Genomic DNA, 26,154 nt, shown 5'->3' on the forward strand with positions numbered 1-26,154 from the left:
CCCAGGACAAGCCCGGGCATGACGACCAAGCACGCGGCTGCACAACCGCCCTCACTGCTCCGGCAACCCTGCCTCGACCACGGCCTGCACGACGCGTCCCCAGGCTGCGATATTCACCGGACTTGCGTTCTTCATCGGCGGCGAGACGTTGAGCCGGGTCGTGCCGGGCCGCAGCCTCAATCCCTCCGCGACCGCCGCCCTCGCCTCCTCGAGGCGACCCATTCTCTGGTAGGCGGCGGCGAGCAGAAAGTGCGAGCGGCCGGTCCCCGGCGTAATCGCGATCGAGCGTTGCAGCCATGGCAACGCATCCTCGTCACGCCCCATCAAGACATTCGCCAGGCCCGCGCCGAGCAGCCAGGTCCAGCGCGAGGCCGGCGGCGTGTCGTAACGATCGGCTTGCTGGAATGTCGCGAGCGCATCGTCGAAGCGGCCAAGATAGACCTGGCCTAATCCGATCAGATAGAGCGCAGACCCGTTCCAGGGATCGAAGTTCAATGCCTTGGCGCAGGCGACGAGACTTTCCACGAAATGATTGGTCGCGCTGAGGAAGCGGCAAGTGGCCTCGAGCACCGGAATTGAATTCGGCTTCGACCGCAATGCCTGCTCGAGCGTTGCATTGGCCTTCGCCTCGACGGTGGCCGCCTCCTCCGGGCTGAACCAGACCATCTGGATGCCACGCATCTGCAGCGAGGCGAGCGCGACGGCGAGATCGACATTGTCAGGCTCGTCGGTGAGCGCCTTCTGCAGCATCGCCTGTGCCGCGTCAAAGCGCTCACGCGTGGTCTGGTTGATCGAGGCGAGCGCCTGCTCGACGGCCACCTTGTCGCCGCCTGCGGACGATTTGCGGCTCGCGGATGACGATGCACTCGGCTGCAGAATTTCATTCAAGCGGCGCGCAAGCACATGACCGACGCCCGCGGCAAGCCGCGACTGCGCAAGCTGCGCGTCCGCCTCGTCCGCATTGACCGAAGCCGCCACCACCGACTGAACCTCGCCGGTAGCGGTCTTGATCATGCGCGCGCGCAGCGTCCAGGATTGATCGCTATGCTGCAACTCGCCGCGGATTTCGTAGTCGGGTGATGCGGCCCGCGCACTGGTGCTTTCGACGCCCGCGAGCGCTGGCGATCGCGGCGCAACCACGCTGATGTTCTGGATCTTCGCAAAGCTGTCCGTGAGGCGGCCGGTGACCTCCTCCGCCATCCCGGCGCCGCGAGAATCGTTGCTGGCGTCAACGATCGGCATCACGGCGATGCGAGGCAGCGTTCGCCGGAACAGCAGGTCCGGCTTCAGCACCGGCGCGGCAACAGCAAGCCCGGCGATCACACCGAGCCCGGCAACGGCAGCGAACATGGCCCGCCGGCTGAAACCGAAGATCGAACTCTGCGACCTCGCCTGTGCCAGGACAGCCTCGGCCGGCGCCATCGGCGCGGCCTCCACGGCTTGGGCGAGCGGAGGCGCCTCCGCATCCGCCGTGCCCCCCGGCTCGGCCTCAACCTCCGCCGTCAGCAGATAGCCGCCGCCGGAAGCGAGCTTGATCATCTGCCGCCGGTCGTCGCCGAGCGCGGTGCGAAGCTCGCGGATGCATTGGAACAGGTTGTCCTCGCCGACATGGACGTTCGGCCAGACCGCCTCCATTAGCTCCTGCTTGCTGAGCACCCGGCCGCCGCTGGTGGCGAAAACGCGCAGCATCTCGAAGGTCTTGGGCCGAAGCTTGATGGCAACGCCATCGGCCCCGCGCAGCTCAGCGCGCGGCCGGTCCAGCTCGAAGCCGGCGAAACGAAGCACGTCACCCCCCAAAGCGTCTCTCCAGACCGCTCATATAGCGGAAGTCTGCCGAAAATGCCCGAAAAGCGGGTCTGAAACCGAAATATCAGAAACTTTCAGAAATCTGCTGGCCACATATCAGGACACCACCCCCAGCCAATGAGAAGAGTCGTGTCGGAGACGGACTCGCCGACGCGCGATGGGGGATGAGTTGAAGAAAGATTGTTTCGGGGCGACCCGCCGGCTGCGGGCCGCGCTGCTGACGTCGTCGGCGCTGGCCTTGGCCTGGATTCTGCCGGCAACGCAGTCGCAGGCACAGGACGCCACCTGGCTCGCCTCTCCCGGCAGCAACGATTATGGCACCGGCTCGAACTGGGACGGCGGCGTCGTGCCGGGGGGCACGGCCTCCTTCGGCGCCTCGAATACCACCAGCCTGGTGATCACGAGCGCCAGCGTCGGCGGCTGGACCTTCAACGCCGGCGCCTCGAACTACAGTTTTGACGTCGGCAGCTCGCTGAACTTCACGGGCGCCGGCATCACCATCAACGGCGGCAGCGCCACCATCACGAACAACTCCTCGCTGGTTTTCCAGAACACCAGCACGGCCGGCAACGCAACCATTACAAACAATAACGGCGGCACGACTCACTTTGTCGGCAACAGCACGGCAGGCAACGCAATCATCACCAACACCAACCTCCTTCTTTTCTATGACGGCAGCACCGCCGGCAGCGCCACCATCACCAACAATGGCGGCCTCTCCTTCCAGGACAACAGCACGGCCGGCAACGCGACCATCACCAACAATGGCAGCATCACCTTTCAGGACAACAGCACGGCCGGCGCTGCGGCGATCGTCAACAATGCCAACGCCTTGGTCGACTTCAGCCCGACCGCGGGCCTCAACGGCGACCACAAGATCAGCGCCGGCTCGATCGCGGGCGCGGGCTTGTACCTGCTCGGCGCCAATGAGCTGACCGTCGGCTCCAACAATTCCTCGACCGAGGTGAGCGGCGTCATCGCCGGCACCGGCGGTTCGCTGGTCAAGATCGGCACCGGCACGCTGACGCTGTCGGGCGCCAATACCTATACCGGCGGCACCACGATCAATGGCGGCACGTTGCAGCTCGGCAGTGCCAGCGGCGTTGGCGCCATTGTAGGGACCGTCAACGTTGGCGCCAGCGGCAGGTTCAGCGTCGTCAACGCCGACACCAGCGGCATCACTGGCATCTCCAACGACGGAACCACGATCTTCCAAAACGCAAACGGCGCCGGCTCGGCCAGCATCGCGAACACCGGCACCGTCAACTTCTACGACCGCAGCACGGCTGACAGTGCCAGCATCACCAACAACAACATCCTGGCCTTCAACAACTCGAGCACGGCGGGCAGCGCTGGCATCACCAACAACGGCCTTACGACTTTTCGCGACACCGGCACGGCCGGCAGCGCCACCATCACCAACAGCGGCAGCGTGGTATTCTACGGCACGAGCACGGCGGGCAGTGCCGCCATCACCAACAACACCTTTACCAACAACACCTTTGGCCAGATCGGCTTCTACGACTCGAGCACGGCCGATCACCGGCGGCGACCGCACCATCATTGGCTTCTACAATTCGAGCACGGCTGGAAGCGCCACCATCACCCTCAACGGCTATGCCGGCTCGTTGAATTTCCACGGCACCAGCTCGGCCGGCAGCGCCACCATCACCCTCGCCAACACCAACAGCGCGTTATTCTACGACACCAGCACCGCTGGCAGCGCAACAATCAACAACGGCGGACAGTTCTCCTTCTACGGTTCGAGCACCGCCGGTCATGCTGGCATCACCAACACCGGCACAATCAGCTTCAATCAAACCAGCACGGCGGGAAGCGCCGGCATCACCAACAACTTCGTCTTGGCCTTCAGCGCCTCGAGTTCCGCGGCAAGCGCAACCATCACCAATAATGTCGCGATGTCTTTCAGTGACGCCAGCACGGCGGGCAGCGCGACCATCAACAACGCCTATAATCTATCCTTCGATAGCACCAGCACGGCCGGCAATGCCGTCATCACCAACAACGGCAATGGGCCCTTCAGTTCCGTCGGAAACACTTATTTCACGGACAATGCGACCGCGGGCAATGCGCAGTTGATCAACAACGACCCGAGCGCCGTGTTCGATTTCTCCGGCAGCTCCGGCCCGAACGGCGACAACAAGCTCAGCGCCGGCTCGATCGCAGGCAACGGCACCTTCTACCTCGGCGCCAACGCGCTAACGGTCGGCGGCAACAATCTGTCGACCACCGTCAGCGGCGTGATCGTGGACGGCGGCAACTACGGCGGCGGCGGTGCCTCTCTGGTGAAGATCGGCACCGGCACGCTGACGCTAACGGGCGCCAACACTTATACCGGCGGTACCACCTTTGCCGGCGGAACGGTCAGCGTCGCCTCGGACGCCAATCTCGGCGACCTCGCGGGCGGCCTGACCTTCAACGGCGGCACCCTCCAAGTATCAGGCACGACATTCAACACCACCGCACGCAGCATCAATCTGGGCGCCGGCGGCGGCACACTCGACATCGCGGACGCAACCAACAATTTCGTGCTCAGCCAGGATCTCAGCGGCGGCAGGCTGACCAAGTCCGGCGCCGGCACGCTGACCCTGACCGGCGCGGAGAGTTTTTCCGGCGCGACGGTTTCCGCCGGTACGCTGGCCTTCAGCGGCAGTGCCACGGCCGGCAGCGCGGCCATCACCAACAATGCTCAGCTGACTTTCGACACCAACGCCACGGCCGGCAACGCCGTCATCACCAACAGCGGCAATGTGCTGTTCGACGGCAATTCGACGCCCGGCAACGCGCAGCTCTACAACGCCACATCCAGCGCCGTCTTCGACCTCTCGATGAGCACCGGCCCCAACGGCGACAACAAGCTCACCGCCGGCTCGCTCGCCGGAAGCGGTACGTTCGAGCTTGGCGGAAAGCAGTTGACGGTTGGCAGCGACAATCTGTCGGCCAATGTCACCGGCGTGCTCGCTGACGGCGGATCGGGCGGCGGCACCGGCGCCTCACTGGTGAAGGTCGGTACGGGGCGGCAGACCCTGTCGGGCGTCAACACCTACACCGGCGCGACAACGATCGATGGCGGCACGCTGGCGGTGAACGGCGATATCACGGCGTCGAGCGGCGTGACCGTGAACGCGGGCGGCATTCTCGGCGGCACCGGCATTGTCGGCAACACGACGATTGCGAGCGGCGGCGCGCTGGCGCCCGGCAACGGCAGCGCCAACTCATCGTTGACGGTGGCGGGTAGCCTCGCGCTGCAATCCGGTGCCTACTACATGGTGCAGATCAATCCGGCGACGTCGAGCTACGCCAATGTCTCGGGCACGGCGACACTGGGCGGATCGACGCTCCAGGCGGTCTACGCCAATGGCAGCTACGTCGCCAAGCAGTACACCATCCTGACCGCCGGCAGCATCGACGGCACATTCGGCTCTGTCGTCCAGACCAATCTGCCGTCGAACTTCCACACCGAGCTGAGCTATGACGGCACGCACGCCTATCTCAACCTGATCCTGACCTTCGTTGCGCCGCCGGGCAGCGGCCTTACCGGCAATCAGCAGAGCGTCGGCAATGCGATCATCCACGCGTTCAACGCGAATGGCGGCATCTCGCTGGTCTATAGCGGGCTGACGGCGCCCGGCCTGACGCAGGCCTCGGGCGAGACCGCGGCGGGTTCGCAAGGAACCACGTTCCAGGCCATGGGCCAATTCATGGGTCTGCTCACCGATCCCTCCGGCTCGGGCCGCGACACCGGCGGCTCCGCTCCACCGGCCTATGCCGACAGCGCTCCCCCCGGTGCAGCCCGCGACGCCTTTGCGATGTTTGCCAAGGCGCCAACGGCCCAGACCTTCGAGCAGCGCTGGAGCGTGTGGGCTTCCGGCTTCGGCGGATCGCAGACGACGGACGGCAACACCGCGCAGGGATCGAACAGCACGACCAGCCGCCTGTTCGGCACCGCCGCCGGCGCCGAATACTGGTTCTCGCCACAGACACTCGCCGGCTTCGCGCTCGCCGGCGGCGGCACCAGCTTCTCCGTCGTCAATGGCGGCACCGGACGCTCCGACCTGTTCCAGGCCGGCGCTTATCTCCGCCACACCAATGGTCCGAGCTACATCACCGCTGCCCTCGCCTATGGCTGGCAGGACGTCACCACCGATCGCACGGTCACCCTCGCCGGTGTCGATCATCTGCGCGCCGAGTTCAACGCGAATGCGTGGAGCGGCCGTATCGAGGGCGGCTATCGCTTCGTCGCGCCCTGGATCGGCGGCATCGGCCTCACGCCCTATGCTGCGGGCCAGGTCACGACTTTCAACCTGCCGGGCTATGCGGAGTCTGTCGTGTCGGGCAGCAATGCCTTCGCACTCGCCTATGCCGCCAAGAGCGTGACCGACACCCGCAGCGAGCTCGGCCTGCGCACCGACAAATCCTTCGCCATGCAAAACGGCGTTCTCACCCTGCGCGGCCGCGCCGCATGGGCGCATGACTTCAATCCCGATCACTCCGTCGCCGCGACCTTCCAGGCGCTGCCCGGCGCAAGCTTCGTCGTCAACGGCGCGCGAGCCGCGAGCGACTCCGCGCTGACCACAGCCTCCGCCGAGATGAAATGGCTCAACGGCTGGTCGGCGGCGGCAAGCTTCGAGGGCGAGTTCTCCAACGTGACGCGTTCTTACGCCGGCAAGGGCACGGTGCGTTATGCGTGGTAGGCGGCGGCGCTCCTTGCTTCTCGATATTCCTTCCGGGCCGCAGCGGACGAGGTACTTCAGGCTTTGCGCCTAAGCGGCGATTAAGCCAAGCCTCATCGCGACTTAGGCATCGCCACCGCCGGTAAGCCGCCGGTGGCGGCTCTACTTTGCATGGGTTTGTTTTGCAGAAACGGTTGACCCCGGGAAGGACTGCCGCCCCTCACCGTCCCGTCTTCACCTTAGTCCAGAGCCGGTTGATGATCCGCTGCGTCGCCGGATCGCGCGCCGTGATGACGAACAGTTTTGAAAGCGTCGCCTCGTCCGGATAGATGTTCTTGTCGTTCAAAATCTTCGGGTCGACCAGCTTCTGGCTGGCGAGATTGCCGTTGGCGTAGGACAGGAAGTCGGAATTCTTCGCCGCGACGTCCGGACGGTAGAGGTAGTTGATCAGCTCGTAGGCCTCCGCGACGTTCTTGGCATCCGCGGGGATTGCGAGATTGTCGAAGAACATCTGCGCGCCCTCCTTCGGGATCGCGTACCCGATCTCGATGCCGCTGCTATTGTCTTTCTTGGCCTCAGCGGCACGGGCGCGGGCCTGCATGATGTCGCCGGACCAGCCGACCACGAAGCAGATCTCGCCGGTCGCGAGCGCGCTCAGATATTCGGACGAGTGAAACTTGCGCACGGAGGGACGAACTTTCGCGACCACATCGGCAGCCTTCTCCAGGTCCGCCTGCTTGGTCGAGTTCGGATCGAGCCCGAGATAGTTCAGCGCCGCCGGAAAGATGTCGTCGGCGGAGTCGAGCATGTGCACGCCACAGTCTTTGAACTTTGCGAGGTTCTCCGGCTTGAAGACGATGTCCCAGCTATCGATCTTCGCGTCCGGTCCGAGGATCTCCCTCACCTTCTTGACATTGTAGCCGATGCCGGTCGTGCCCCACATGTAGTTGGCGGCGAAGACGTTGCCGGGATCGTAGGTCGCAAGGTGCTGGTTCACCATCGGCCAGGCGTTGGCAAGGTTCGGCAGCTTCGACTTGTCGAGCTTCTGGAAGATGTTCGCCTTGATCTGGCGTTGCAGGAAATAAGCGGTGGGCACCACGACGTCGTAGCCGGACTTGCCGGCCATCAGGCGCGTCTCCAGCGTCTCATTGGCGTCGAAGGTGTCATAGACGACCTTGATGCCGGTCTCCTTGGTAAAGGCCTCCAGCACATCCGGGGCCATGTAGTTCGACCAGTTGTAGAAGTTGACGACCCGCTCCTCGGCCCCTGCGGGAGGCGAAAGCAACGTCAGCGCTGCGGCGATTGCGAGGCCAAGGCGAAACCCCGAGCGGCTGACGTTCGTCATCTCAGATCTACCTCTTGCGTCCGCGCACCGCGTCCGACAGCCGTTCCAGTGCGGTGTCGAGCGTCTCGTCCTTCTTGGCAAAGCAGAAGCGCACCACCGAGGTCACCGGGTCCTGCTCGTAGAACGCCGACACCGGGATCGCCGCCACCTTGTAGTCTTTCACGATCCGCCAACAGAACTCGGTGTCGCTCTCGTTGAGGCCGAGCGGCGACAGGTCGACGGTGAGGAAGTAGGTGCCCTGCGATTTCAGCACGGGGAAACCGAGGCTTTCGAGGCCCTTCGTCAGACGGTCCCTGCTCCGCGCCAGATCCTTGCGCATCGAGACGAAATACTCGTCCGGCTTGCCGAGGCCATAGGCGACCGCGGCCTGGAGATTGGGCGCGGTGGTAAAGGTCAGGAATTGGTGCACCTTGGCCGCGACGCGCAAGAGCGGCGGCGCGGCGCAGACGAAGCCGATCTTCCAGCCTGTGAGCGAGAAGATCTTGCCGGCCGACCCGACTTTGATGGTGCGCTCGCGCATACCGGGAATGGTGATCAGCGGGATATGCTTGTGCTCGTCAAAGGTGACGTGCTCCCAGACCTCGTCGCAGATCGCGATCACGTCGAACTTCTGGCAATAGCGCGCCAGCAGCTCGAGGTCCTCGCGCGGAAAGACGACGGCGGACGGATTCAAGGGGTTGTTGAACAGCACCGCCTTGGTCTTTGAATTGAACACGCTTTTCAGCATGTCCTCGTCCAGCCGCCAGTGCGGCGGCTGAAGCCGCACCAGGCGCGGAATGCCGCCGGCCTGGCGGATGATCGGCAGATAGGAGTCATAGACCGGCTGGAAGCAGACGACCTCGTCGCCGGGCTGCACCACCGCGAGGATCGCCGAGGTCAGCGCCTCCGTGCCGCCGGAGGTCACCATCACCTCGCTCATCGGATCGAGCTTGAGCCCGTGCCAGTGCCCGTAATGCGTCGCGATCGCCTGACGCAGCTCGGGAATGCCCATCATCGACGGATACTGGTTGTAGCCGTTCACGGAGGCGTCGGCTGCGGCGCGGCGGATGTCCTCAGGACCGGGATCGTCGGGAAAACCCTGGCCGAGATTGATCGCGGCATTGTCGCGTGCAGCCTGCGACATCGCCTCGAAGATGGTGACGGGAAGGTCGGCGAAGACCTTGTTCAGCGACGAGCTCTTGGACGTCATCGGGTTGATCAGCCGCCGACCTTGGTGGGAAGGCCCGCCGCCTTCCAGCCGAGGATGCCGCCCGCAAGATGCTTGTCGTAGGCAAGGCCCGCCGCCTGCGCGGCGAGCGAGGCCGTCACCGAGCGCTTGCCGGAGCGGCAGGCGAACACGACGTCCTTTCCTTGCGGATCGGGAATCGCCTTGGGATCGAAGGTCGAGAGCGGCACCACGACGCCATAGGGGTAGGCCTCAGCGGCAACCTCGTTAGGCTCGCGGACGTCGACGAGCAGATAGCGTCCCTCGCTCACACCCTTGGCGACCTCGTCCGGGGTCAGATCCTGCACCTGGTTTGCCACTTCATCCTCCAGAACGGCCGCGCTTCGGGCCGGGCTGCCCCGGCCGGCGGCAACCTCGCCTCTCGGGCACCGAAAATCAAGCGCTACAAAGGCTTGAGCTGCCTTGCGCAAGTTAAAGCTAAATCGCAGGGTATTGAAGCGCGGCTTTCGGAGCCCACACGCGATGTCATCCCCCGCGAAGAAGGCGGGGGATCCAGTACGCCGCGGCCTCTTCGTATCCTCGCACCGTCTCTGAATACTGGATTGGCCGGTCAAGCCGGGCGATGACAGCGGTTGTGAGGCTAGATCGTCACCTGCGTTCCGACCTCGACCACCCGCCCGCTCGGGATCTGGAAATAGTCGGTGGCATCGTTCGCCGACCGGCTCAGCGAGATGAACAGGCGATCCTGCCAGCGCGGCATGCCGGAATGGGCGGCGGGCTTCAGCGCGCGGCGGGACAGGAAGAACGAAGTCGACATGATGTCGAACTGCCAGCCGAGCTTGCGGGCGATCGCCAGCGCCTTCGGCACGTTGGGCGATTCCATGAAGCCGAACTTCAGCGTCACCTTGGAGAAGGTGGGGCTGATCTGCTCCAGCCTGACGCGCTCGGACGGATCGATGCGCGGGGTCTGCGCGGTCTCGATGGTGAGAATAACATTCTTCTCATGCAGCACTTTGTAGTGCTTCAGACTATGCATGAGCGCGGTCGGGGCGCTCAGCGGATCGGATGTGAGGAAAACGGCAGTGCCCGGCACCCGCTGCGGCGGTCGCTTCTCCAGCATCGCCACGAGGTCTGCCAGCGGGAACTCGAGCTTGCGCGATTTCTCGAACAGCAGCCGGCTGCCGCGCCGCCACGTGTACATAAGAAGGATCATGAGGGCGCCGAGCGCGAGCGGCACCCAGCCTCCCTCGAACACCTTGAGCAGGTTCGCGGCCAGGAAGGTCAGGTCGAGGCACAGGAACGGCGCAATGAGCGCGGCGGCGGCAAGCGGCGACCACCTCCAGGCCTTCCAGATCACGACGAAGCCCATCAATCCGGTGACGACCATCGTACCGGTGACGGCGATGCCGTAGGCCGATGCCAACGCGCTGGAAGAACGGAACAGGAGCACCATCAGGATCACGGCAACCAGAAGGAGCTGGTTGATGCGCGGGATGAAGATCTGGCCGGAATGAGCCTCAGACGTATGGCGAATTTCAAATCGCGGCAGCAGCCCGAGCTGGATCGCCTGGCGCGTCAGCGAATAGGCGCCGGTAATGACGGCCTGGCTCGCGATCACGGTCGCCATGGTGGCAAGCACGACCATGCTGCCGCGGACCCAGCCTTGCGGAAACAACTGAAAGAACGGGCTCACGATCGCGCCGGGATCATCCAGGACAAGAGCCCCCTGCCCCAGATAGTTCAGTGCCAGCGACGGCAGCACGATGAACAGCCAGGCAGTCTGGATCGGTCGCTTGCCGAAATGGCCGAGGTCGGCATAGAGCGCCTCGGCGCCGGTGACCGCCAGGAACACCGCGCCCAGCGTGACGAAACCGATGATGCCATGGTGGAGCATGAAGGACACGGCGTAGAGCGGGTTCAGCGCGAACAGCACCTGCGGCTGCCGGAGGATCGGACCGATCGCCACCACGGCGATCACCGCAAACCAGACGCACATCACCGGACCGAAGAATGCCGCGACGCGCGCCGTGCCACGCGATTGCACGGCGAAGAGGCCGAGCAGGATCACCACGGTCAGCGGAACGATATAGGGCTCGAACGTCAGCGTGACGTCCTTCATGCCTTCGATGGCCGACAGCACGGAGACCGCCGGCGTGATCACGGCATCGCCATAGAACAGGGCGCCGGAAATGATGCCGAGCAGGACGATGGTCGCCCCGCCGGTGCCGACCGCGCGCTGGGCCAAAGCCATCAGCGCCAGCGTACCCCCCTCGCCGTTGTTGTCTGCTCGGAGCAGGATCACGACGTATTTCAGCGTCACCACGACGACGAGCGCCCACAGGATCAGCGAGACCACCCCCAGCACGGCCGCGGTCGTCGGCGCGCCCTCCGCCCCGGATGCCGCCGTCACCGCCTCGCGGAACGCGTAGAGCGGGCTGGTGCCGATATCGCCATAGACGACGCCGATGCTGCCGAGCGTCAGGGCGCCGAAACCGGCGGTGGTGTGGGCTTCGCCATGCCCATTTGCCGCCACCGTTTCCGGGGCGGGAACTGCGACTTCACTGGTCATGGGAGAGACTGTTGGCCTCTAGAAAATGCTTCACTGCACAATGGCGGCAGAGAGCGCGCGGCTTATAGTCCTGCGCTGCCGGCATAGCCTAGCGCGATTTTGGGCCTTTGCCATGCAAAAATCGCATAAGTCCGCCAATTTCGGTCAAATAGTGACTTGGGTGCCGACTTCAACCACCCTTCCCGTCGGAATCTGGAAGTAATCGGTGGCGTCGTTGGCGGACCGGCTGAGCGCGATGAACATATGGTCCTGCCAGAGCGGCATGCCCGACTGCGCCGAAGCCTTCAGCGACCGGCGCGACACGAAGAACGACGTCGACATGATGTCGAACTGCCAGCCCTGCTTGCGTGCAATGGCGAGCGCCTTGGGCACGTTCGGCTGTTCCATGAAGCCGAAGCGCAGCCGCACCTTGGAGAACTTGTCGCTGACCTTCTCCATGCGGAAGCGCTCCGCAAGATCGACCCGCGGTGTATGCGCGGTCTCGATCGTCAGGATGACGTTGTGCTCGTGCAGCACCTTGTTGTGCTTGAGGTTGTGCAGCAGTGCCGTCGGCACGAAGGCGGGATCGCTGGTGAGGAACACCGCAGTGCCCTTGACGATGTGCGGCGGCCGCTTCTCCAGGCTCCGGATCAGATCGTCCAGCGGCACCTCGATGCGGCGGGTCTTCTGGAGCAGGATTCCCGTTCCCCGCCGCCACGTCCAGATCATCGCCACCATGGCAACGCCGAACAGCAGCGGCACCCAGGCGCCTTCGAGCAGCTTCAGGAGATTGGCGCTGAAGAAGGTCATGTCGACCACGACGAACGGCAGGATCACCGCGGCAGCCATGGCGGCGCGCCAGTTCCACACCTTCCAGATCACGATGAAGCCCATGATGCCGTCGGCGACCATGGTGGTGGAAACCGCGATACCGTAGGCCGAGGCAAGACCGCTGGAAGTGCGGAACAACAAGACCAGCAGCATCACGCCAATCAGGAGCAACCGGTTCACGCGCGGCAGATAGATCTGGCCGGCGTGCGTCTCCGACGTGTACCGCACCTCGAAGCGCGGCAGGAGACCAAGCTGCACAGCCTGATAGACCAGCGAATAGGCACCGGTGATCACCGCCTGGCTCGCGATCACGGTGGCAGCCGTCGCAAGCCCGACCAGCGGCAGCACCAGATGCTCGGGCACCATGCGATAGAAGGAATGCTCGATCGCGCTCGGATCGGACAGCACCAGGGCGCCCTGCCCGAAATAGTTGATCAGGAGCGAGGGCAGGACGAAGAACATCCAGGCCGACTGGATCGGCTTGCGGCCGAAATGGCCGAGATCGGCATAGAGCGCCTCGCCGCCGGTCACCGCCAGGAACACCGCGCCGAGCGTGACGAGACCGATCGTGCCGTGTGACAACAGGAATTGCAGTGCGTAGTAGGGATTGATCGCAGCCAGCACCGACGGATCGTCAGCGATGTGAGCGATGCCCATCACCGCAAGGCAGGTGAACCAGATGACCATCACCGGCCCGAAGGCGGAGGCCACCAGCGCGGTGCCCTTGCTCTGGACTGCGAACAGCAGCGCCAGGATGAGGACCGTGAGCGGCACGACGTAGTGCTCGAAAGCGGGAGTCGCGAGCTTGAGACCTTCGACCGCCGACAGCACCGAGATCGCCGGCGTGATCATGGAATCGCCGATGAACATGGAGGCGCCGACGACGCCAAGCGCCAGCAGGAACCAGCTTCGCCGCCCGAGCGCGCGCTGGCCGAGCGCCATCAGGGAAAGCGTGCCGCCCTCCCCGTTGTTGTCGGCGCGCAGCAGCAGCAGGACATATTTGGCGGTGACGACGATCAGCAGCGCCCACAGGATCAGCGAGAGCACGCCGAGCACGATGACCCGCGAAACCGGCTCGCCATGGGCCGCGCCCCTGACCGCCTCGTGGAATGCGTAGAGCGGCGAGGTGCCGATATCGCCAAAGACGACGCCGATGCTCCCGAGCGTCAGGGCCCAAAAGCCCGCATGGGCCGTGGTCTCCTGGCCTTCGGTCGTGGTGATGCTCGCCGTCATAAGGGTGGAAAACGCTTTTTCCCTGGAATTGATCCGGCGCCTTTTGACGCTTCCTGCGCGCCTGTCAATCGCCCCAGCATAACAGGCGCGGGAGCAGATGCTGTGACGGCGCAGCCACGTTCGTCGCCGCGCGACGACATGCCTCAGGTAGGATGGTAGCGCAAGGGGTCTACGGCTTCAGATTCGGCGGCAGCGGCGGATCTTCGCGCATCAGGGTGATGGTCACGCGGCGGTTGGCGGCCAGTGACGGATCGTCAGGAAACAGCGGCTGGGTGTCCGCCTTGCCGGAGACGGCGAAGATGTGCGAGGGCGGCAGGCCCTCCCGCTCGAGGATCTGGCGCACCGCATTGGCGCGGTCGGCCGAGAGGTCGAAGGCGCCGTAATCGCTGCGGCTCGGCACGAAGCCCGCGGCGGTGTGGCCGACGATGGAGACGCGCAGCGGCGTCGCCTTCAGCGGGACCGCCAGCTTCTCGATCAGGCGACGGGTGCGGTCATAGGGCACCTTGGAGCCGTCCGCAAACATCGAGCGGCCGTCCTGGTCGACGATCTCGAGATTGAGGCCCTGCTTGGTCTCCTCGAACATGATGTGCTTGGACATCTCGGTGAGCTCGGGCAGATCCTGCAGCGCCTGGCGGAGCGAGGCCGCCGCCAGCGCGAAGTCGCGATCGACCTTGATCTTCGCGCCCGAGGTGCGGTCGCGATCCTCCTGGTCGGGGGTCGGCGTGTTGGACGAATCCTCGGGCTGGATGTGGTCGACGTTCTTCAGCCGCGGCCGCGTCGGCAGGCCATCGGACTCGATGATGCCGGCGTAGCGCGCCTCGCTCTGGATGCCGAAGGCGTCGCGCATGGAGCCGGCGACGATCTTGAGCTTGTTGGCATCTTGCGTGGAGAACGCGACGAGCATCACGAAGAAGCTCATCAGCAAGCCCATCAGGTCGGCGAAGGTCACGAACCAGCCGTGACCGCCTCCATGTGCATCGCCGCGCTTCTTCTTGGCCATATCTTAGATCCCGAAGCCTCAGATCCCGGCGTGGCGCATCAAGCCGGCACCGGCTCGCCTTCGGCATGGCGGTGCTTCTCCGGCAGATAGGCCAGCAGCATTTCGCGCACCAGGGTCGGGCTCTTGGAGTCGCGGATCATCAGGATGCCGTCGATGATCAGCGTGCGGTTGGTCTCCTCGTCGAGCAGCTTGCCATGCAGCTTGTCGGCGATCGGCAGACAGAACAGGTTCGCGACCAGCGCGCCGTAGAGCGTGGCGAGCAGCGCGGTCGCCATGAACGGGCCGAGCTTGGAAGGGTCGGTCATGTTGGCGAACATCTGCACCATGCCGATCAGCGTGCCGATCATGCCGAAGGCCGGGGCGCAGTCGCCGATGGCGCGGTAGATCTTGCTGCCCTCGTCCAGGTGCATGAGGAAGTTGTCGCGGTCGCGCTCCAGATTGTCGCGGATGAAGTCGAGGTCATAGCCGTCGGCGACGTAGCGGATGCCCTTGGCCAGGAACGGCTCGTCGGTCTCGACCTTTTCCAGGCCGACCGGGCCCTGCTTGCGGGCGATCTCGGCGATGCGGGCGAGCTCGTCGACGAGCTCATGCGCCGACAGCCGGCTCATGGTGAAGGCAAACTTGGCGCCGAGCGGCAGGCCGTGCAGCAGCGCGCTGAGTGGAAAGCGGATCATGGTGGCAGAGATCGAGCCGCCGAAGATGATGATCATCGCATGTTCGGAGATGAACATGTGGACGTCACCACCGAGCAGCATCATCACCGCGATGACGACGATGCCGGCACCGAGTCCCGCGCCCGTCATGATATCCATGGGAGACTCCAACCCCGCACGCCACACACCGGCCGTCCTGGCCGGCGGCGCGGCCCAACCCCGAACCGCGTGGCAGGAACCCTAAAGAGCTGCCATTAAAGACGCGTAAAGGTTAAGTGCGGCCTGCCTCGATCCGGCCACATCGCAGGCCTCATCGCGCGAGCGAATTGCCGCGCACCGTGGCGATCTCAACACTCCGCTAACCATAATCGCCCGGCCAGGACGACAGGGCCGGTCAGCTCCGGGCTCATCTCGGTCCCGTCTTCGCGTATTGGCGGGAGATCTAGTCCACCTGCCCCTCGGCGATGATGAGGTTGGTGATCGCACTTCCTTGTCGAAGTCCGATGATCTTCTGATACGCCGGTGATCTGTACCAGCCCTCGGCGGCCTCGCGCGACGGGAATTCGATGATCACCAGACGCGGCTGCGGCCATTCCCCTTCCACCAATTGGAGATTGCCGCCCCGCACGACGAATTTGCCTCCGAAAGCCTGCAGGGTTTCTGGAACGGCCCGTCGATATTCGGCGAACATGGCCTCGTCTTTGAGAGTCTCGGCCGCGATAACGAACGCCTTCATGTTCCCCCTCTTCGTCAGAAACTCCAGATTTCGCTCCGCCTCGCTAGTGAATCTCCGCCGAGCGCTTCAGCGCGGCTTTCAGCTTCTCCAGTGAGAAGTCGGGGCTGCGCGCGATCTCCAGGATCGGCGTCTCGCGGCGGCCGCAGAGCTCGGCGGCCTCGGGAAGCTTGGCGGCAATATCGAGCGGGATCACGATCGCGCCATGCTGGTCGGCGTGAATGAGATCGTCGGACTTCACGTTCATGCCGGCGACCCGCACCTCGCCGCCGAAGCTGTCTGCATGCACCCAGGCGTGCGACGGGCCGATCGAACCGGCGAGCGCCTGGAAGCGAGGAGCCCATTGCGGGATGTCACGGATCGAGCCGTCGGTGATGACGCCGAGGCAGCCGAGTGCCTTGTGCACATTGCTCTGCACCTCGCCCCAGAATGCACCATAGCCGACGTCGCCGCCGTCGATGTCCTGAATCACGGAGATGCGCGGTCCAGGGCCGGTGCCGACATATTCGTAATATTCGGTGCGGCGCTTGGACTGTTCTTCCGCGGGCAACGATGATTTCAGCACCGAGCGGATCGTAGCGGTGCGCGCGTAGCCGACGATCGGCGGCAGATCGGGGAACGGGCAGACCAGCGGCTTGGTGGTGAAGCCGATCAGGCGCCGCTCGGGCGCAACGATCTCCATGGCGTTGCAGATCGTCGGCGTGTCGTAGCGGCCGAGCGCTTCGAGGACGGATGCAGGCAGCGGCCCGGTTGCAGATGTCGTCACGGCGTTATCTCCCCTGATGGCCGCGGCTGTTCGCATGCGCCGCAGTCCCAGGGCGATATAGCCGAGATCGGGCGTCAGCCCAACGCGCGCCCCTTCATGGCTGATATCCGCGAGAGCCGTCCAGATTCTGGCCTTGACGCGTATTCCTCACGCGAACCGGTGTCCACTTCGCTGGAAAACGCTCTAATGCAGCCTCTCGGGCCGGTCGTCGTGCGGGGGTTCCGGCAGGTTCGGCGACAGCGACGGCGCGGCGCCCGGCGGCGTGACGCCAACCGGTGCAGGTGATGCCGCGGCATATGCACGCGCCTGCTTCTGATAGGACTTCCAGCCCAAGGGCAAGGCCAAGAGATACAGCGCCGAGCCGGCCAGCAGGATGTACCAGGGATAGCTGATCAGAAGCGCGATGAAGAAGACCACACCGACGAACATCGGCAGCACCAGCTCCGGCGGCACGCGCATGCGCACCGACTTGCCGGAGAATACCGGCAGCCGCGACACCATCAGGAAGGCGATCAGCAGCGTGTAGCCGGCCGTCACCGGCGCGGGCCAACGCCCGAGATCGAGGAACGCCGCATAGATCGGCAGCAGCACCGTAATCGCACCGGCGGGCGCCGGAATCCCCGTAAAATAGTTCGATGCAAACGGCGGCTTGTTGGGGTCGTCCATGGTGGCGTTGAAGCGCGCGAGCCGCAAGCCGCCGGAGATCGCGAACACCATCGCCGCGATCCAGCCCGCATTGCGCAGCTCATGGAGCTGCCAGAAATAAAGCATCAGGCCGGGCGCCACGCCGAAATTGACGAAGTCGGCGAGGCTGTCGAGCTCGGCGCCGAATTTCGACTGGCCCTTGATCAGCCGCGCGATGCGGCCGTCGATGCCGTCGAGCGCCGCAGCAAACACGATGGCATAGACCGCAAGCGCCATCCGCCCCTCGATCGACAGCCGGATGGAGGTCAACCCGGCACAGATCGCCAGCAGCGTAATGACGTTGGGCACCAGCATCCGCACCGGAATCGGGCGGAACCGCCGGCGGCGCACGTCAGGGTTCTTGAAGTCGTAGGGCGTCATGGCGTTGACCTCGCTTCATCGAGATATAGCAAGCCGCCCCGGCTCCCGCCAATCCGCTCGCCGGACCTTTCGCCGATGTCATAGTTAACTGGCGCGGTAGGACCGGCCGGTGTCGTCGGCGACGATGTCGGCCAAAACCGTCTCGCCGGCGATCGCGGTCTGGCCTTCCGAGACCAGCGCGCGGGTGCCGAGCGGCAGATAGACGTCGAGCCGCGAGCCGAAGCGGATCAGGCCGAACCGCTCGCCGGCGCCGATCGACTGGCCCTCCTTGACGAAGCAGACGATGCGCTTGGCAATGAGGCCGGCGATCTGGACGACGCCGATCCGCCCTTGCGCCGAGGAGATCACCAGCGAGTTGCGCTCATTGTCCTCGCTCGCCTTGTCGAGCTCGGCATTGATGAACAGGCCGGGCCGGTACGCGATGCGGTCGATCCGTCCTGCGATCGGAGCGCGATTCACGTGGCAGTTGAACACGCTCATGAAGATCGAGACGCGCGGCAGCGGCCGGTCGCCGAGCCCGAGCTCGGCCGGCGGCAGCGCCATCGTGATCATCGAGACCCGCCCGTCGGCGGGCGATACCACGAGCCCCTCACGCACCGGCGTCACCCTGACGGGATCGCGGAAGAACAGCGCGCACCACACCGTGAGCACCGTGCCAATCCACCCCAAAGGCGACCAGACCCAGAACAGGAAGAGGCTCACCAGCGCGAAGATGCCGATGAAGGGATAGCCCTCCTTGTGGATCGGCGGGATCTGCCGTTGGATCGAATCGAGAATGGACATCGCTGTTTGCCGCCTGGGGTTGATGGCGCGCGGTCAGCTCGCGCGCGGGAAGAGGTTTAGGCCAGAGTTGGGACCGTAGACAAGGTCACTCGGCGGCCGCCGGCGTGGTGAGGACGTCATCGACCGGCGGCGGCTCGCGGTTTGGCGCCTCGCCGGAGTCGGCGATCTTGGCGAGCTTTTCGCGGGCCGCCTCCGCCTCGCGCTGCCTGTTCCACATGCTGGCATAGAGGCCGCCGAACGCCAGCAGGCTGGCATGCGTCCCCCGCTCCGCGATCCGGCCCTGGTCGAGCACGATGATCTCGTCGGCGCTGACGATGGTCGAAAGCCGGTGCGCGATCACCAGCGAGGTGCGATTCTTCGAGACGCGGTCGAGCGCGCCCTGGATCTCGTGCTCGGTATGGCTGTCGAGCGCCGAGGTCGCCTCGTCCAGCACCAGGATCGGCGGCGCTTTCAGCACCGTCCGCGCGATCGCCACGCGCTGCTTCTCGCCGCCGGACAGCTTCAGGCCGCGCTCGCCGACCTGGGTCTCGTAGCCCTTCGGCGCCATGCGGATGAAATTGTCGATCTGCGCCAGCCGCGCCGCCTGCTCGACTTCCGCATCACTTGCGTCCCAGCGGCCGTAGCGGATGTTGTAGCGGATGGTGTCGTTGAACAGCACGGTGTCCTGCGGCACCATGCCGATCGAGGCGCGCAGCGAGCCCTGCGTGACGTCGCGGATGTCCTGGCCGTCGATCAGGATCTTGCCGCCGGAGACGTCGTAGAGGCGGAACAGGAGTCGCGATATCGTCGACTTGCCCGCGCCAGACGGCCCCACGATCGCAACCGTCTTGCCGGCGGGCACCTCGAAGCTGATGCCTTTGAGGATCGGCCGCGCCGTCTCATAGGCAAAGCGCACGTCCTCGAAGCGCACGGCGCCTGCGGACACCACCAGCGGCCTGGCATCGGGCGCGTCCTTGATCTCGGCCTCCCGCGACAGCACGCCAAACATCTTCTCGATGTCGATGATGGCCTGCTTGATCTCGCGATAGACCATGCCCATGAAGTTCAGCGGCTGATAGAGCTGGATCATCATGGCGTTGACCAGCACGAAATCGCCGACCGTGTTGCGCCCGCTCCTGACGCCGATCGCGCACATCAGCATGGTCGCGGTGAGCCCGAGCGTGAAGATCACGGCCTGGCCGGTGTTGAGCACCGCGAGCGAGGTATAGGTCTTGACGCTAGCCTCCTCGTAGCGCTCGACCGAACGGTCGTAGCGCTGCGCCTCGCGCGCCTCGGCGCCGAAATATTTCACGGTCTCGTAGTTGAGCAGCGAGTCGATCGCCTTGGTATTCGCCTCGGTGTCGGAATCGTTCATCTTCCGGCGGATGCCGATCCGCCATTCGGTGGCGATGTAGGTGTAGTACATGTAGATCACGACGGTGATCAGGGTCGCGACCACGTAGCGCCAATCGAACTGCCAGAACAGCACGGCCATCAGCAGCGACACCTCGACGATGGTCGGGATGAGCTGCAGGATCACCATGCGCACGATCACCTCGATGCCCTCGCGGCCACGCTCCAGCACACGCGTCAACCCGCCGGTCTTGCGCTCGAGGTGAAAGCGCAGCGACAATTCGTGCATGTGGATGAAGGTGATGGTCGCAAGCTTCCGCACCGCATGCATGGCGACACGGGCAAAGATACCGTCGCGCCACTGCGTCAGCACCGCCATCAGGATACGGGTCGCGCCATAGCTTGCAGTGAGGACCAGCGGCGAAGCGATCACCCAGAGATGCCAGTTGGACGCTTCCACCGGCGCCGTGTTCGCGCCGGTCAGTGCATCGGTCGCCCATTTGAAGGTGAACGGTACCGACAACGTAATGAGCTTGGCGATGAGCAGCAGCACCATCGACCAGACCACGCGCATCTTCAGGTCGAAGCGGTCGCTCGGCCAGATGTAGGGCCACAGATGCGCCAGCGTTCCGGCCAGGGTCGCCCGCTCCGCGGACTTTTGCGCGGAATCAGCGACGTCGCCGCCCGCGGCGGGCGAATGAGGGTGAGCCATAGACAGCCTTGGCCAAGATCCTTGGAAAGCCCGCCGGATGCGAGCCGTTTGCGATTAACCGTTTTCGGTTGTCATATAGAGGCTTCGGGCCGGCCGCGCACCCCGCCAGACGGCTATTCTTGATTGTTTATCGTGATTTACCGGTAGATTCCGGGGAGTTGCGAATCACCAATTGGACTTGACGACCTTTCGCTGCAATGCATCATGGGTTCAATGAGCACTATCAAAACCGTCTGTGTCTATTGCGGCTCCGGCCCCGGAACCAATCCCCGTTTCATCGAAGGCGCCAAGGCGCTCGGCAAGGCGCTCGCCGAGAACAACGTCCGCCTCGTCTATGGCGGCGGCTCGGTCGGCATGATGGGCGCAGTCGCCACCTCCGTGCTCGACCACGGCGGCACCGTCACCGGCATCATCCCTGACTTCCTGCGGATGCGCGAGAACGCGCTGACCCGCGTGCAGGAGATGGTCGTCACGCCCGACATGCACGAGCGCAAGCGACTGATGTTCGAGCGCTCCGATGCCTTCGTGGCGATGCCGGGCGGCGTCGGCACGCTCGAAGAGCTGGTCGAGCAACTCACCTGGAAGCAGCTCGGCCGTCACGCCAAGCCGGTGCTGCTCGCCAATATCGACGATTTCTGGGAGCCCCTGTTCTCGCTCCTGTCGCACATGCGCCAGACGGAATTCATCCGCGCCGGTCAAAACATCGACATCCTCAAGGCGGATCGCATCGAGGATATCATGCCGATGCTGAAGACGGCCGCGGCGCAAGTGGCCGAGGCCGAAAAGAACCTTGCGCCCGAGGTTGCTCGCAGGCTCTAGACTCTATTCATTCGCTCGGAAATGTCACCGCCTCGATGCGATTGCCGTCAGGATCGGTAACGAAGGCCGCGTAGTAGCGCACGCGGTCGTGCGGGCGAAGGCCCGGTGCGCCGTCGGATGCACCGCCCGCCGCAAGGGCTGCGGCGTGAAACGCATCGACCTCAGTGGTCGTCTTCGCCCGCAGGCAGATGTGAACGCCGCTCCCCGGTGCCACGGGCGGCATGCCGGCGCGCAAATTGATCCAGAATTCCGGATAGGCCTTGCCGAAGCCGACGGTCCCCGGCCGCGTCACGAGCAGCGTGAGGCCGAGTGTGCCAAGCGCCGCCTCGTAGAATGTTGCGGAGCGATCGAGATCGCTGACGCCGACGGAGATGTGGTCGATCATCGTTCGCTCCCTCCCCCACGTCATTGCGAGCGAAGCTATCCAGGGCGTTTCCGCGGAGACAGTCCGGATTGCTTCGTCGCTTCGCTCCTCGCAATGACGGAATTTGTGGTTACGCCGGCGCGCCTGACTTCACGAGCTTGTAGATCACCGAATCCATCAGCGCCTGGAACGAGGCGTCGATGATATTGGGCGACACGCCGACCGTGGTCCAGCTATCGCCGTTCTCGTCCTCGCTCTCGATCAGAACGCGCGTCACCGCGCCGGTGCCGCCATTGAGGATACGCACGCGGTAGTCGATCAGCTTCAGGCCTTCGATGTATTTCTGGTACTTGCCGAGGTCCTTGCGGAGCGCAACGTCCAGCGCGTTGACGGGGCCGTTGCCTTCGGCCGCCGAGATCAGGTGGTCGCCGGCGACGTCGACCTTGACCACGGCGAGCGCAACGGTGACGCGCTCACCGAGCGCGTTGTAGCGCTGCTCGACATTGACGTCGAACTGCTCGACCTCGAAATAGTGCGGCACCTTGCCGAGCGTACGGCGCGCCAGCAGTTCGAACGAGGCATTGGCGGACTCATAGGCATAGCCCTGGGCCTCGCGCTCCTTCAGCTCCTCGACCAGCCGCGTCAGCTTGGGATCGCTCTTTTCGTAGGCGATGCCGGCGCGGTCGAGCTCGGCGATGACGTTGGAGCGGCCGGCCTGGTCGGAGACCAGCACCTTGCGATGATTGCCGACGGCCTCCGGCGCCACGTGCTCATAGGTCTGCGGATCCTTCAGCACGGCGGAGGCATGGATGCCTGTCTTGGTGACGAAGGCGCTTTCGCCGACATAAGGCGCGTGCCGGTTCGGCGCGCGGTTGAGCATGTCGTCGAGCGTGCGCGAGACCTTGACGAGGCTTGCGAGCTTCTCGCCCGTCACGCCGATCTCGAAGCGATCGGCAAATTCCCGCTTCAACTTCAGCGTCGGGACGAGCGAACAGAGGTTGGCGTTGCCGCAGCGCTCGCCAAGTCCGTTGAGCGTGCCCTGGATCTGGCGCGCGCCGGCACGCACGGCGGCGAACGAGTTCGCCACCGCCTGCTCGGTATCGTTATGGGCGTGGATGCCGACATGGTCGCCCGGGATGTGCCTGATCACCTCCGTGACGATGGTCTCGACCTCGTGCGGCATCGTGCCGCCATTGGTATCGCACAGCACCACCCAGCGCGCACCGGCCTCATAGGCCGTTTTCGCGCAGGCGAGCGCGAAGTCCGCGTCTTCCTTGTAGCCGTCGAAGAAATGCTCGCAATCGAGCATCACCTCGCGGCCGGCCTTCTTCGCGGCGCTGACGCTGTCGCGGATCGAGGCGAGGTTTTCCTCCTTCGTGGTCTCGAGTGCGACGCGCACCTGATAGGCGGAGGATTTCGCGACGAAGCAGATCGCGTCCGCTTTCGCCTCCAGCAGCGCGGCAACACCGGGGTCGTTGGAGACCGACCGCCCCGCCCGCCGCGTCATACCGAACGCGGTGAAGCGGGCGTGCGCGAACGTCGGCTTCTCGGCGAAGAATTCCGTATCTTGCGGATTGGCGCCGGGATAGCCGCCCTCGACATAGTCGATGCCGAGTTCGTCCAGCATCTGCGCGATGACCTGCTTGTCAGCCAGCGTGAAATCGACGCCATTGGTCTGCGCGCCATCGCGCAGCGTAGTGTCGAAGAGATACAGACGCTCTTTGGTCATTGCGGCGCTCCGAGCGTCTTCTTCATGGTGGTATTGGCGAGCCATTCGTCGTTGATGGTGACGCTGTTGCGCTGCTGGGCGGTGTAGCCGCGCTTGGCGAAGAAGCCCTGCGCGGTGTCGCTGGCATCGACCGTCAGGCTCAACGCGCCGCGGCCGCCGGCAAGCTTCTCTAGCGCATCGACCAGCAAGGTCGCGATGCCCTGCCCGTTCACCGCCGGATGCACATAGAGCATGCGGATGTGATCGCTGCCGCGCAGCGAGGCAAAGCCGACGGGAGAGCCGTCCAGCGTTGCGACCAGCGTCAGGTCGGAGGCGAGCCGGCGCCCGAACTCGTCCTCCTCCGCCGCCGCCATCCAGGCCTCCTGCTGCGCTTCGCTGTAGTCGTCACCGGTCAGCTCCTCGATCGCGGACGCGAAGATCGCGGCGAGCACCGGGACGTCGGCCGGCAGGAATGGCCGCAGTGCGGGCTTGGGGAGCGCTCGTGCCATCACGCCAGCTCCCAGGTCGTCACCGGCTTGCCATCGGCGTCCTTGCCGTCCTTGAGCACGACGCCCTTGGCAGCGAGCTCGTCGCGGATGCGGTCGGACTCCTTGAAGTCCTTCCGCGCACGTGCCGCGGTCCGCTCCGAGATCAAACGATCAATCTCGCTCGCGTCGACGCCGCTCGCCTGCCGCTTCCGTGCCTCCCACTGCGCCGCGCTTTCGGCGAGGAAGCCGAGCAGGCGCAACGACGCCGCCAGGCCGCCCACATCGTTGTTCCGCAGACCATGCAGCGCCGCAATCGCCTGCGGCGTATTGAGATCGTCCAGCAACGGCTCGATCACCGACGCCGCCGGCTTGCCTGGCGGAACGTCCGCCGTGACACGGTACCAGTCGTCAAGCGTCTTGCCGCTCTCCTCCAGCGACTTCAGGGTCCAGTCGATCGGCGAGCGGTAATGCGTCTTCAGCATGTTCAGGCGCAGCACCTCACCCGGCCAATCCGCGAGCAGGTCGCGGATGGTGATGAAGTTGCCGAGGCTCTTCGACATCTTCTCGCTCTCGACCTGGAGGAAGCCGTTGTGCATCCAATAGTTCGCCATGCGCGACTGGTGGAACGCGCAGCAGCTCTGCGCGACCTCGTTCTCGTGATGCGGAAACACGAGATCGATGCCGCCGCCATGAATGTCGAAATGCGTGCCGAGATGCTTCCAGGCCATCGCCGAGCACTCGATGTGCCAGCCCGGACGCCCTTCTGCCTTGATGCCGGCGGGCGACGGCCATGACGGCTCGCCGGGCTTGGACGGTTTCCACAGCACGAAATCGGTATTGCCTCGCTTGTAGGGCGCGACATCGACGCGAGCGCCGGCGACCATCTCGTCCAGCGAGCGATTGGACAGCGCGCCGTAGCGCGGCAGCTCCGAATTGGCCGAATTCATCGCCTGCGGCGAGAACAGCACGTGGTCCTCGGCAACATAGGCGAAGCCGCCGGCGACCAGCTTCTCGATGATCTCGCGCATCTCGCCGATATGCTCGGTCGCGCGCGGCTCGACGCTCGGCCTGAGTGCGCGGAGCGCGTCGACGTCGGCGTGAAACTGCCGCCCCGTCTCTTCCGTGACCTTGCGGATCGCCTCGTTCAGCGGCAGGCCGGGGAAATCCCGCGCGGCGCGGTCGTTGATCTTGTCGTCGACGTCGGTGATGTTGCGGACATATTTGACATGCGCCTCGCCATAGAGGTGGCGAAGCAGCCGAAACAGCACGTCGAACACGATCACCGGCCGCGCATTGCCGATATGGGCGAAGTCGTACACGGTCGGTCCGCAGACATACATGCGGACGTCCTTCGCATCGAGCGGCACAAAGGTGCGCTTTTCCCTCGTCAGCGTGTCGTGAAGACGCAATTCCATGACAAACCCATCCCTATCGGCCGGGCCGGGCGTCCAGTGCTCTCAATGTTTTTTGAGAAAAGACGGCTCCAGCCAGCGAATCGCTAGCTCGTAATCTCGCGGCAAATGCAGCAAATGGCGAGGAGACCGTTCATGCGGAACATATGTGCCACAAGCGGGCCTGCCGTCAAGTGAGCCGCGAAAAAGCCGCTTTCTCTGCCCAAAGCGGCCGCGCCCCGCCATCAGGGTTAATCATCCTTAACCTTTTGAGTTTATTCATGTGGTGGCGGTTCCTCCCAAGCTACGGTGCATTTCATGCGATCCCTTTCGGCACTCCTTTGCTGTGCCTTCATCGTCGCCGCCTCCAGCGCCTCGGCGGAGACCCGCGTCTTCATCATCGCCAATCAGGCAGGCGGCTACGGCGTCGACCAGTGCCTGGCCAAGGGTGACCAGTGCGGCGCGTACGCCGCCCGCTCCTATTGCCAGTCTCGCGAGTTTGCCCAAGCCTCGTCCTATCGCCGGGTCGATCCCGACGAAATTACCGGCTCCGTCCCCAAATCCGGCGCAAACTGCTCCCATGGCCATTGCGACGAATATGTCGCAATCACCTGCCAGCGCTGAATTCGATCGGAACTGGCGGACCTTAGGTCCAATCATCGCTCCCGAAACGACGTGACGATGCCCCGAGAAGCGGGTATTGGAGGGCGCGCATCGG

20 protein-coding genes and 1 pseudogene are annotated in these 26,154 nt (G+C 64.5%); 4 read left to right on the forward strand and 17 right to left on the reverse strand.

What is annotated here, in order from left to right; genetic code table 11:
* Positions 1-51 precede the first annotated feature (51 nt).
* Positions 52-1,785, reverse strand: a complete 1,734-nt coding sequence (locus tag ACV1FX_RS04500; protein ID WP_473116342.1) for a winged helix-turn-helix domain-containing protein — start codon at positions 1,783-1,785, stop codon at positions 52-54.
* 178 nt (positions 1,786-1,963) lie between these two features.
* Here ACV1FX_RS04500 and ACV1FX_RS04505 point away from each other — a divergent pair.
* Positions 1,964-2,884, forward strand: a pseudogene (locus ACV1FX_RS04505) (autotransporter-associated beta strand repeat-containing protein); the annotation flags it as partial.
* Positions 2,885-3,434: 550 nt separating this feature from the next.
* Complete coding sequence (locus ACV1FX_RS04510) at positions 3,435-6,521, forward strand: autotransporter outer membrane beta-barrel domain-containing protein (RefSeq protein ID WP_473116343.1); 3,087 nt, start codon at positions 3,435-3,437, stop codon at positions 6,519-6,521.
* Positions 6,522-6,720: 199 nt separating this feature from the next.
* Here the strand turns inward: ACV1FX_RS04510 and ACV1FX_RS04515 are convergent, their stop codons facing one another.
* The 12 genes from ACV1FX_RS04515 to ACV1FX_RS04570 form a co-directional block, all read right to left on the reverse strand.
* A complete protein-coding gene (locus tag ACV1FX_RS04515) occupies positions 6,721-7,845 on the reverse strand; it encodes a polyamine ABC transporter substrate-binding protein (RefSeq protein WP_473116344.1) in 1,125 nt (374 codons plus the stop codon).
* A gap of 7 nt (positions 7,846-7,852) precedes the next feature.
* Positions 7,853-9,034: an aminotransferase gene (locus ACV1FX_RS04520; RefSeq protein ID WP_473116345.1), complete on the reverse strand. Its 1,182-nt coding sequence runs from the start codon at positions 9,032-9,034 to the stop codon at positions 7,853-7,855.
* Between the two features lie 8 nt (positions 9,035-9,042).
* Positions 9,043-9,369, reverse strand: a complete 327-nt coding sequence (locus ACV1FX_RS04525) for a rhodanese-like domain-containing protein (protein ID WP_473116346.1) — start codon at positions 9,367-9,369, stop codon at positions 9,043-9,045.
* 281 nt (positions 9,370-9,650) lie between these two features.
* Positions 9,651-11,579, reverse strand: coding sequence for a potassium transporter Kup (locus tag ACV1FX_RS04530; RefSeq protein ID WP_473116347.1), 1,929 nt, complete (start codon positions 11,577-11,579; stop codon positions 9,651-9,653).
* A gap of 144 nt (positions 11,580-11,723) precedes the next feature.
* Positions 11,724-13,622 (reverse strand): potassium transporter Kup, encoded by a 1,899-nt coding sequence (locus ACV1FX_RS04535; protein ID WP_473116348.1) that lies wholly within the window; start codon positions 13,620-13,622, stop codon positions 11,724-11,726.
* 169 nt (positions 13,623-13,791) lie between these two features.
* Positions 13,792-14,622 carry a flagellar motor protein MotB gene (locus ACV1FX_RS04540; protein ID WP_473116349.1) on the reverse strand — a complete coding sequence of 277 codons (831 nt, stop codon included), beginning with the start codon at positions 14,620-14,622 and terminating at the stop codon, positions 13,792-13,794.
* A gap of 38 nt (positions 14,623-14,660) precedes the next feature.
* On the reverse strand, positions 14,661-15,434 hold the full coding sequence (locus tag ACV1FX_RS04545) for a motility protein A (RefSeq protein ID WP_473116350.1): 774 nt from the start codon (positions 15,432-15,434) through the stop codon (positions 14,661-14,663).
* 283 nt (positions 15,435-15,717) lie between these two features.
* A complete protein-coding gene (locus ACV1FX_RS04550) occupies positions 15,718-16,011 on the reverse strand; it encodes a DUF1330 domain-containing protein (RefSeq protein ID WP_473116351.1) in 294 nt (97 codons plus the stop codon).
* A 43-nt stretch (positions 16,012-16,054) separates the two neighbouring features.
* The gene (locus tag ACV1FX_RS04555) at positions 16,055-16,774 is read right to left on the reverse strand and encodes an RraA family protein (protein ID WP_473116352.1); all 720 of its coding nucleotides are present in this window, start codon (positions 16,772-16,774) and stop codon (positions 16,055-16,057) included.
* Between the two features lie 183 nt (positions 16,775-16,957).
* The gene (locus ACV1FX_RS04560; RefSeq protein WP_473116353.1) at positions 16,958-17,839 is read right to left on the reverse strand and encodes a CDP-alcohol phosphatidyltransferase family protein; all 882 of its coding nucleotides are present in this window, start codon (positions 17,837-17,839) and stop codon (positions 16,958-16,960) included.
* A gap of 84 nt (positions 17,840-17,923) precedes the next feature.
* On the reverse strand, positions 17,924-18,646 hold the full coding sequence (locus ACV1FX_RS04565) for a phosphatidylserine decarboxylase (protein ID WP_473116447.1): 723 nt from the start codon (positions 18,644-18,646) through the stop codon (positions 17,924-17,926).
* A gap of 61 nt (positions 18,647-18,707) precedes the next feature.
* A complete protein-coding gene (locus ACV1FX_RS04570; protein ID WP_473116354.1) occupies positions 18,708-20,666 on the reverse strand; it encodes an ABCB family ABC transporter ATP-binding protein/permease in 1,959 nt (652 codons plus the stop codon).
* A gap of 213 nt (positions 20,667-20,879) precedes the next feature.
* Here ACV1FX_RS04570 and ACV1FX_RS04575 point away from each other — a divergent pair, with 213 nt between their 5' ends.
* Positions 20,880-21,485 carry an LOG family protein gene (locus ACV1FX_RS04575; RefSeq protein WP_473116355.1) on the forward strand — a complete coding sequence of 202 codons (606 nt, stop codon included), beginning with the start codon at positions 20,880-20,882 and terminating at the stop codon, positions 21,483-21,485.
* A gap of 7 nt (positions 21,486-21,492) precedes the next feature.
* Here the strand turns inward: ACV1FX_RS04575 and ACV1FX_RS04580 are convergent, their stop codons facing one another.
* The 4 genes from ACV1FX_RS04580 to cysS all read right to left on the reverse strand — a co-directional run bounded on the left by ACV1FX_RS04580 (position 21,493) and on the right by cysS (position 25,460).
* The gene (locus ACV1FX_RS04580; RefSeq protein ID WP_473116356.1) at positions 21,493-21,870 is read right to left on the reverse strand and encodes a VOC family protein; all 378 of its coding nucleotides are present in this window, start codon (positions 21,868-21,870) and stop codon (positions 21,493-21,495) included.
* Between the two features lie 109 nt (positions 21,871-21,979).
* Complete coding sequence (gene cimA / locus ACV1FX_RS04585) at positions 21,980-23,578, reverse strand: citramalate synthase (RefSeq protein ID WP_473116357.1); 1,599 nt, start codon at positions 23,576-23,578, stop codon at positions 21,980-21,982.
* Positions 23,575-24,066, reverse strand: coding sequence for a GNAT family N-acetyltransferase (locus ACV1FX_RS04590; RefSeq protein WP_473116358.1), 492 nt, complete (start codon positions 24,064-24,066; stop codon positions 23,575-23,577). Before ACV1FX_RS04590 ends, cimA begins: the two co-directional genes overlap by 4 nt.
* Positions 24,066-25,460, reverse strand: a complete 1,395-nt coding sequence (cysS, locus tag ACV1FX_RS04595) for a cysteine--tRNA ligase (RefSeq protein ID WP_473116359.1) — start codon at positions 25,458-25,460, stop codon at positions 24,066-24,068. Before cysS ends, ACV1FX_RS04590 begins: the two co-directional genes overlap by 1 nt.
* Before the next feature lie 294 nt (positions 25,461-25,754).
* Between cysS and ACV1FX_RS04600 the strand changes: the two genes are divergently transcribed.
* Entirely contained in the window at positions 25,755-26,060 is a 306-nt protein-coding gene (locus ACV1FX_RS04600; protein ID WP_473116360.1) for a hypothetical protein, read from the forward strand.
* The last annotated feature ends 94 nt before the right edge of the window (positions 26,061-26,154 follow it).

This window comes from Bradyrhizobium ingae, assembly GCF_055791185.1.